Source organism: Desulfosarcina sp., from assembly GCF_041551955.1.
Lineage (GTDB): Bacteria > Desulfobacterota > Desulfobacteria > Desulfobacterales > Desulfosarcinaceae > Desulfosarcina.
Genome location: NZ_JBFELV010000286.1, coordinates 1 through 6,343 on the forward strand (window position 1 = coordinate 1; position 6,343 = coordinate 6,343).

8 protein-coding genes are annotated in these 6,343 nt (G+C 55.1%); all 8 read right to left on the reverse strand.

What is annotated here, in order from left to right:
• The coding region (locus tag ABYV26_RS17965) for a phosphatidate cytidylyltransferase (protein WP_372682732.1) at positions 1-598 on the reverse strand (598 nt) is incomplete at its 3' end.
• Positions 599-901: 303 nt separating this feature from the next.
• Entirely contained in the window at positions 902-1,603 is a 702-nt protein-coding gene (locus tag ABYV26_RS17970) for an isoprenyl transferase (RefSeq protein ID WP_372682733.1), read from the reverse strand.
• Between the two features lie 40 nt (positions 1,604-1,643).
• Entirely contained in the window at positions 1,644-2,201 is a 558-nt protein-coding gene (gene frr / locus ABYV26_RS17975) for a ribosome recycling factor (protein ID WP_372682734.1), read from the reverse strand.
• Between the two features lie 198 nt (positions 2,202-2,399).
• Positions 2,400-3,113, reverse strand: a complete 714-nt coding sequence (gene pyrH, locus ABYV26_RS17980; RefSeq protein WP_372682735.1) for a UMP kinase — start codon at positions 3,111-3,113, stop codon at positions 2,400-2,402.
• A gap of 2 nt (positions 3,114-3,115) precedes the next feature.
• Complete coding sequence (gene tsf, locus ABYV26_RS17985) at positions 3,116-3,715, reverse strand: translation elongation factor Ts (RefSeq protein ID WP_372682736.1); 600 nt, start codon at positions 3,713-3,715, stop codon at positions 3,116-3,118.
• 5 nt (positions 3,716-3,720) lie between these two features.
• Positions 3,721-4,632: a 30S ribosomal protein S2 gene (gene rpsB, locus ABYV26_RS17990; RefSeq protein WP_372682737.1), complete on the reverse strand. Its 912-nt coding sequence runs from the start codon at positions 4,630-4,632 to the stop codon at positions 3,721-3,723.
• A 108-nt stretch (positions 4,633-4,740) separates the two neighbouring features.
• Positions 4,741-5,664, reverse strand: coding sequence for a peptide chain release factor N(5)-glutamine methyltransferase (gene prmC / locus ABYV26_RS17995; RefSeq protein ID WP_372682738.1), 924 nt, complete (start codon positions 5,662-5,664; stop codon positions 4,741-4,743).
• A partial coding sequence (gene prfA, locus ABYV26_RS18000; protein ID WP_372682739.1) for a peptide chain release factor 1 occupies positions 5,642-6,343 on the reverse strand: 702 nt, incomplete at its 5' end. The genes prfA and prmC, both read right to left, overlap by 23 nt.

Below are 6,343 nucleotides of genomic sequence, written 5' to 3' on the forward strand. Positions count from 1 at the left end.
ATGGCAGCAGAATCACTTTAAACAGCAGGGCCACCCCGACATTAGCAGCCAGCCCACCCATGCTGCCCTCGATGGTTTTTTTGGGACTGACCCAGGGGCAAAGCTTGTGGCGACCCAAATAGGTGCCTGAATAGAAGGCACCGGTGTCACCGGCGGCAACGATGCAAAGGATCCAGAATATCCAGCCGGCGCCGTTCTCCCCGAAGCGGATGAGGACCAAAAAAGACAGAAAAACGGGAATATAGACCAGCCCCAACAACTGCTTGGCCGCCAGGTGGGGGGCCTGGGGATCGTTCTTGAAAAGGGGCAGGGTCAACCCGGCCACAACCACCAGGTCCACGGCAAGAATCAACGGCGCATGGACCATCTTGCCCTGGTATACCGACCAGACGATAACCGGAGACAGGCAGAGCCCGAGCAATGGAATCAGTCGCATGGGACCGTCGGCGCCGGGTTTGAAGACCGCCCGGTAATACTCCCACAGGGTCACCAGGCTGACGGCTGCAATCAACAGGCCGAAGACCATACCGCCTGCTGAAACCAGCAGGTAGATGATCGGCAGGGCGACAATTCCGGTGATCCAGCGTTTCAGGTGCATGGGCGTTTCGTATCTTGATCCTGAATTCGTATTTTTTTTTGTTGGAAAACAAGAAACCAGTCGATAAACCACAATGACCAAAAATCAAATGACAAATAAATTACAACAACCAAAAATCAAAATTCCAAACTGATTCAAAAAATCGATGATAGCAAACAATTGGTTTTTATTTCATTCTTGAAAATTGACTCTTGGAAATTGGAATTTACTTGAAAATTGATATTTGTTATTTGTCATTTAGGATTGGGTGCATGCAATTTATTGCTTCCAATTCATTTGGTTTGGGAACCGTTGCGGTCCTGGTTAAGTTGACGGTACCGCCCCGAAACGGCGTTCCCGATGCTGATAATCCTTGAGGATCGCCACGAATTCATCTTCACCGAAATCGGGCCAGAGGGTCGGTGTAAAAAAGATTTCCGAATAAGCGATCTGCCAGAGCAGGAAATTGCTGATGCGCATTTCACCGCTGGTCCGGATCAACAGGTCGACGTCAGGCATCCCGTGGGTGTACAGGTGATCGGCAACGGTTTCGGGCGTTATCGCCTCCGGTTCGACGACGCCCTGCCGGGCTTTGGAAGCGATCTGTTGGACCATCTCGACGATTTCTGCACGGGCCCCGTAACTGAGTGCCAGGTTCAAGACCATCTTCTGATTGGTTGCGGTGGCATCCATGACCGCCTCCAGGCTGTCGCGGACCGCTTGAGGCAGGCGGTCAATCTGACCGATGGTGTTGAGCCGGATCTCATTGTCGATCATCGTTTGGCGTTCAGACGCCAAAAAGCGCCGAAGCAGCAGCATGAGTCCCGAAATTTCAGGTTGGGGTCGCTGCCAGTTTTCGGTGGAGAAGGCGTAGAGGGTAAGCACAGCGATGTTTAGCTTGCGGGCGGTCTGCACGATGGTCCGCACGGCGTCCGCCCCTTTTTCATGCCCGTTAATGCGGTTCAGCAGGCGTTTTTTGGCCCAGCGGCCATTGCCGTCCATGATGATGGCAATGTGTTTGGGCATCCGGTCGGGGTCGAGTTCATTCCGCGTTGAAGAGGATGAACTAGAATTCAAGGATCTCTTTCTCTTTGTCTTTGTATATCTCGTCGATGCGGTTGATATACTCGTCGGTGATCTTCTGGACACCGTCCTGGGCCTTGAAGGCATCGTCTTCCGAAATATCGCCGTCCTTTTTAAACCCCTTGAGCAGTTCGTTGGAATCTCGACGGATGTTGCGAGCGGCGATCTTGTGCTCCTCACACATCTTGCTGACCACCTTGACGAGTTCTTTGCGGCGCTCCTCGGTCAGCGGCGGAATGGCAATGCGGATCAGTTTGCCGTCACTGGACGGGGTCAGGCCAAGATCGGATTTTAAAATGGCTTTTTCGATCTCCTTGATAGCGGAAACATCCCATGGTTGAATGACGATCAGGCGGCTTTCGGGCACTGACAGCGACGCCATCTGGTTCAGTTGGGTCTGCGTGCCGTAGTAGTCCACCCGGATACCGTCCAAGAGAGACAGCGACGCCCGTCCGGTCCTTACCCGCTTGAGTTCGTTTTTTAGATCGGTGATGGTTTTGCCCATCCGGTCTTTGGTTTCCTGAAGTGTAGATTCTATCATGGCTGGGTCACCTCGTTGGTAGGTGGCGCGTTATGAATGGTTTTATTAAAATTTCTGCGTTCCGGTTTTATTCAACCGCAGCGTCCACCGATATCGCAGAGGTTGAGGTGAGTATAGCACGTTATCATCTCTCTGCGTCTTTTGCGTGCGCAGCGGTGGACTTTCTGAAAGTGATCCTAATTCAGGTCAACCAGGAATTCATCCGCCGATAAGGGTTCCGACGTCTTCTCCGCTGACCACCTTTTGAATATTCCCCTTTTCTTTCAGGTTGAACACCATCAAAGGCAGCTGATTGTCCATGGCCAGGGAAATGGCCGTCATGTCCATGACCCGAAGCTGCCTTTCAAGCACTTCCATGTAGCTGATGGTCTTGATGAACCGGGCGTCTGTATGGCGTTCGGGATCGGCGTCATACAGCCCGTTGACCTTGGTGGCCTTGAGCAAGATCTCCGCATGAATTTCCTTGGCACGCAGAACCGCTGCCGTGTCGGTGGTGAAATAGGGATTTCCGGAACCGGCGGCGAAAATGACCACCCGTCCTTTTTCCAAATGCCGCAGGGCCCGGCGGAGGATATACGGTTCGGCCACCTCATGCATGGAGATGGCCGTCTGCACCCGAGTCTGAATGCCACGCTTCTCCAGCGCATCCTGCAGTGCCAGGCTGTTGAGCACTGTGGCCAGCATGCCCATGTGATCGGCCGACGTCCGCTCCATGCCGAAGGAACCGGCCGCCACACCGCGAAAAATATTTCCGCCGCCGACCACAATGGCCAATTGCACATCCAGGTCAACGATGGAGCGGACCTCCTCGGCGACGTAAGCGAGCATGCTGGGGCAGATGCCGAAGCCCTGATCGCCCATCAGGGATTCACCACTCAGCTTGAGCAGGATCCGTTGGAATTTGGCTGTCAAGGCTATTCCGTTCCGATTTGAAATCTGGAGAACCGTTTAATGCTAATTTTCTCACCGGTTCTGGCAATCACCTCGTTGAGGTAGTCGGCGATGGTCTTATCCGGCTCCTTGACGTACTGCTGGTTCATCAGGCAGCTGTCTTTGAAGAACTTGTTCAGCTTGCCCTCGGCAATCTTTTCGACCATCTGCTCGGGCTTGCCCATCTCAAGCACCTGGGCCTTGTAGATCTCCCGTTCCCGGTCGACCACCGCCTGGGGGACGTCTTCAGGTAAAATGCCCACCGGATTGGTGGCGGCGATATGCATGGCGAGATTCTTGGCGAATTCGTTGAAATCATCCGTCTTGGCCACAAAATCGGTTTCGCAGTTGACTTCCACCATGACGCCGATCTTGCCGCCCATATGAATGTATGACTGTATGGTGCCCTCGGAAGTGGCCCGGCCGGCCCGTTTGGCTGCGGTGGCAATTCCTTTTTTTCTCAGAAAATCGATGGCTTTTTCAAGGTCACCATCACACTCACCCAGGGCTGTTTTACAATCCATGATACCGGCACCGGACTTTTCCCGGAGTTCTTTGACCATTGCTGCACTGATACCTGCCATGTGAATTATTCTCCCGTCGATTCAGCTTCTGGGGATGCGGCGTCTGTAGGCGCGGCTTCCCCTGTAGGTTCAATATTTTCGGCAGGGACAGTGCCTTTGCGGATTATTTCGACCACCGGCCCGTCCGTGCCATCGGAGATCACTTTGCGTTCACCGGGCTTGAGTTCTGCCGCGGCGCTCTCCAGTTCGGTTTCCACCTCACCCTTGTCTGCTTTTGCCTGCTGGCGCTCATTATATCGATCCTTGCCCTCGATACAGGCATCGGCCATTTTCGAGGTAACCAGTCGAATGGCCCGAATGGCGTCGTCATTGCCGGGAATCACGTGATCGATCAGGTCGGGGTCGCAGTTGGTGTCGACGATGGCCACGATGGGGATGCCCAGGCGCCGCCCCTCGCGCACGGCAATGGCTTCGTTGCCCGGATCGATGACCACCATAGCGCCGGGCAGCTTGGTCATGGTGCGGATACCGCCCAACGTGCTGTCCAGTTTCAAGCGTTCCTTACCCAGTTTCAGGCGTTCTTTTTTGGGGAACAAGCTGATGGAGCCATCGTTTTCGATGGTGTTGAGGTAGTTCAGGCGGTCGACGCTTTTCTTGATGGTCTGAAAATTCGTCAGCATGCCACCCAGCCAGCGGTTCTGCACATAAAACATTTCTGCCCGGTTTGCCTCTTCGTAAATGGATTCACGGGCCTGTTTCTTCGTGCCCACGAACAGGACCGATTTCCCGGACGCTGCCGTGTCCACGATGAAGTCGTAGGCATCCCGAAACATCCTCACGGTTTTTTGCAGATCGATGATGTAAATGCCGTTTCTGGCCCCGAAAATGTAAGGTTTCATCTTGGGGTTCCAGCGTTTGGTCTGGTGACCGAAATGGACACCGGCTTCCAGCAGTTCTTTCATGGTTACGTAAGCCACTGTTTTCTCCTTTGGTTTGGTTTTTCCTTCGCCCGCTTCATCCCTGAATCCGACTTTCCAATGAAAGCACCGGGATCAAGTCCACGAACGTGTGGTTTTAAAACGAGTTTAAATAACAAAATTAGTGTGGGGCCACAAGCCTTTTTTAACCATCACCGCAACCCGGTCGTGTCCGCTGTAGTCCTTGATGATTTGCGGTGCACTGTATGTCCCCACCTCTCCGGCAATGGCCTGGACATCGTTTTTCTGGTCATGGCCCATCTCCAGCGCAATCAGGCCGCCATTTCTCAGATACCGGTGGGCTGACGCGATGATGTGTCGAATGCACCCCAGGCCGTCGCCGTCTCCATCCAGGGCCATCCGGGGTTCGTGATTGCGGATTTCCGGTTGAAGACCGTCGATATCGCGGCTGCGGATATAGGGCGGATTGGAAACAATCAGGTCGAAGATCCCCCGATCCGGCGCGAGGGCCGCATCCCAGTCTCCGCAGAACCAGTCGATTCGATGGTCCACCTGGTGCGTCCGTGCATTCTGCCGGGCCGTTTGCACGGCGGCCGCAGACCGGTCCATGGCCACGTAACGATGCTCGGGATGCTCATGGGCCAGGGCGATGCTGATGGCACCGGACCCGGCCCCCATCTCCAATACCCGCTTCATCGATCCGGCGCGACCGTCTAAAAAGGGCAGCACCGCTTCCACCAGGCATTCGGTTTCCGGCCGGGGGATCAGCACTGATGGATTGACCGCCAGCGCCAGGGACCAGAATTCCCGGGTGCCGGTGATATAGGCCACGGGTTCACCGTCCACCCGTCTTTTGATCAAGGATTTGAAGCGCTTGAGTTCATTTTTACACAAGGGCTGGTCGTGGTTCAGATAGAGGTCGATGCGCCGCGTCTTCAAGGCATGGGCCAACAGGATTTCCGCCTCGCTGCGGGCGCTTTCAATATGGCGGTCCCTGAAATACCCGGCCGCCCATTTTACCAGGTCCAGGGAGGTCCAGGGTGACGGTTTATCCGTCGACGCGTTCGGCATGCTGGAGCGCCTGACTCTGGTAGTGGGTGATCAGGGGGTCGATGACCTCGTCCACATCGCCCTGGAGGATCGATTCCAGGCGATACAGGGTCAACCCGATTCGGTGGTCGGTGACCCGCCCCTGGGGGAAATTGTAGGTTCTTATCCGCTCGCTGCGGTCGCCGCTGCCTACCTGGCTTCTTCGATTCTGGGAGCGCTCCTCGTCCTGTTCCCTGACCATCTCGTCCAACAGGCGGGAACGAAGCACTTTCAGCGCCTTGGCCTTGTTCTTGTGTTGGGACTTTTCGTCTTGGCAGGTCACCACCAGCCCGGACGGCAGGTGGGTGATGCGCACCGCCGAATCAGTGGTATTGACCGACTGCCCGCCGGGTCCGGAGGATCGAAAAACATCCACTTTCAGATCATTGGCATCGATATTGACTTCGATCTCCTCCGCCTCGGGCAGCACGGCCACCGTCACGGCGGACGTATGAATCCGTCCTTGGGTCTCGGTGGTGGGCACCCGTTGAACCCGATGAGTGCCGCTTTCAAACTTCAGACGGCTGTAGGCGCCTTTACCGTTGACGTTGGCAATGATCTCTTTGAGCCCCCCCACACCGGTGGTATGATGGTCGATCACATCCACTTTCCACCCCCGGGCATCGGCGTATCGCTGGTACATCTTGAACAAGTCGCCGGC

Coding starts and splice junctions, on each gene's coding strand:
- ABYV26_RS17970 (WP_372682733.1), bottom strand. CDS start 1,603: ATGCCCAAACACATTGCCATCATCATGGACGGCAATGGCCGCTGGGCC.
- frr (WP_372682734.1), bottom strand. CDS start 2,201: ATGATAGAATCTACACTTCAGGAAACCAAAGACCGGATGGGCAAAACC.
- tsf (WP_372682736.1), bottom strand. CDS start 3,715: ATGGCAGGTATCAGTGCAGCAATGGTCAAAGAACTCCGGGAAAAGTCC.
- prmC (WP_372682738.1), bottom strand. CDS start 5,664: ATGCCGAACGCGTCGACGGATAAACCGTCACCCTGGACCTCCCTGGAC.